A 1925-nucleotide genomic window follows, 5' to 3' on the forward strand; every position below is an offset into this window, starting at 1 on the left:
GGCACTATAACTAGAGCAAAGTAACTTGGTATTTTGTACTTGAAAATGATCACCACCGATTTCATGTTCTCTCACTTTCCGTGAAAGTTCTAGACAATAGGGCAAAGCTTTTAACTCTGATTGAGCTATTTGCTGAAATAAGGTTATGCAACGATTGAGCACATAGCTTTCACCTGTTCCCGTAATAATTCCCTTGTACCAAGGATGGATTTTTGACGTTAAGTTATCTATTAACTGCTTTGTTTCACCTTCTTTGAGTGTGACTTCTTTATTGTCTGCAGCAACAATGATGCTATCATTCAATTGAATGGCTATGATAAAAGTCATACTTTGGTGAAAAAAATTGAACTATTAGAGATTTATTTTAAGCTAAATATAAGATTAATTTTTAAATGATTAAAGAAGATAGGTAAACCTATGGCAGGTGGTTCTCAAGTCATCATTAATAAGAATGGAATTACATTCATTACGCCTGCAAAGTTTGAGGCTAAGGCAGGTCAGCACCTTTTTAAAAGCGGTACAGAAGTTGGTGTAAATATCAAAGGCTTGCCAACTTATGAGGCCTATAATGAGAAATTTCAAATGTTATTGCCCTCTGGTGAGCCCTTTAAAAATGCTGATTATAAAATTTCAAATGCATCCGATGAGTTTATGGCCATAGCAGATAATAAAGGCCGATCTAAACGAATAAATTCCTTACAAGAAGAAAGCTTAAAGCTCGATTTAAATTGGATGAAGCTAGAAGCTGAACCGAGTGAAGGAGATGATTAGTGGGTAATTTAGATTGGGAAAGTAATACAAATACAACAGAGAATAGCTGTAAAACAGCACAGTGTGATTGCTTAACTTTTTGGGAAGTACAACAACAAATAGCGATGATCCGTCTGTCTAACTTAAAAGATGCCAAAAAGAATCTCTATAAACTCGAACCAGGATATGAAGCAAGAGCCAGAAGAATTGCCTCAGTTTATGCCAAAATTTATCTTGAACAAGAAAATCATGGAAGTCAGCAATTAAAAGGCCGTTATTATTGGATGGGCTTAGGTGCATTTGCTTCAAAAACTGTTGCAGCAGTGTTTAAACATGGCTTAACGGCTTGGGGGTATAAATGGATTCCCATTATTTCCCCTTTTGTCTTGACGCCACTTGTTCGCAATCCAGTACACTCTTTTGCGAAAGGGAATTTATGGTTATTTATGGATATTGCACCTTGGCATTATGCTTGGAGTATGTCTTCGCAATCTTTTAATCAATGTCGAACTCAACGTGATGTATCTAAGTTCACCCATATTAAGGAAGAAGTGTTAAATATTCCTTGGTCGAGTTGTTTACCCATCATTAAGCATTTGCAGAGTACAACTGAAATTACTCAGGCTTTTGGGATGCTTCCCAAGATAGAAGGCATTTTTAAAAGAAAAGGAAAACCAAGGAGAGATAATTTTAAAGATGCACAAGACGATCTTATGAAACATTTACTGGCAATTGCAGTACAGGAACAACGTAATATTTTACAAGAATTGGTTTGGAAGGACTGGATGGTACAAGCACAGGCAACTTTACAAAGCTATACCAAACTTCCCGATAGTACTTTAGTCCTTTCTAGTGATTATAGTGTTGATGCTGTTAAGCCTAGACATGGGAAATATGAAGGACGTCATAAAGATGTACTCGACAAATTACCTGAATCTGTCTATAGCGAACCTTTAGCGCATACCAAAGTTCAAGATTATGATAGCCGTATGGAGTGGATTCAGAAGGCAGCAGAAAAATATCATACCTTAATGTTAAGTGACACAGGGCGATCATTTTTAGAGAAGGAACTCGCAATTATTGCAGGATGGGGCAATAGTAAAGCGGACTTTGTAGTTGGCAAGGACAGTAATGATGGAAAGATTTAAGCATTATTTTAATTCTATCTTAGTCTT

Annotated in this window: 2 protein-coding genes and 1 pseudogene; 2 read left to right on the plus strand and 1 reads right to left on the minus strand. The window is 36.4% G+C overall.

All coding sequences use genetic code 11. The features are described 5' to 3' along the window. Positions 1–327, minus strand: a pseudogene (locus FTV43_RS15235) (hypothetical protein); the annotation flags it as partial. Between the two features lie 90 nt (positions 328–417). Between FTV43_RS15235 and FTV43_RS15240 the strand changes: the two are divergent. Then, entirely contained in the window at positions 418–771 is a 354-nt protein-coding gene (locus FTV43_RS15240; protein WP_000897084.1) for a hypothetical protein, read from the plus strand. Continuing rightward, the gene (locus FTV43_RS15245; RefSeq protein WP_179995816.1) at positions 771–1898 is read left to right on the plus strand and encodes a hypothetical protein; all 1128 of its coding nucleotides are present in this window, start codon (positions 771–773) and stop codon (positions 1896–1898) included. The genes FTV43_RS15240 and FTV43_RS15245 overlap by 1 nt, the downstream gene beginning before the upstream one ends. Positions 1899–1925: the final 27 nt, after the last annotated feature.

Origin of the sequence: Acinetobacter sp. YH16053, from assembly GCF_013417035.1 — a bacterium.
In the GTDB taxonomy this organism is placed as follows: Bacteria; Pseudomonadota; Gammaproteobacteria; order Pseudomonadales; family Moraxellaceae; genus Acinetobacter; species Acinetobacter towneri.

What these genes read in the sequence shown, in the direction of transcription:
- FTV43_RS15240 (WP_000897084.1), top strand. Translation starts at nt 418, where the DNA reads ATGGCAGGTGGTTCTCAAGTCATCATTAATAAGAATGGAATTACATTC.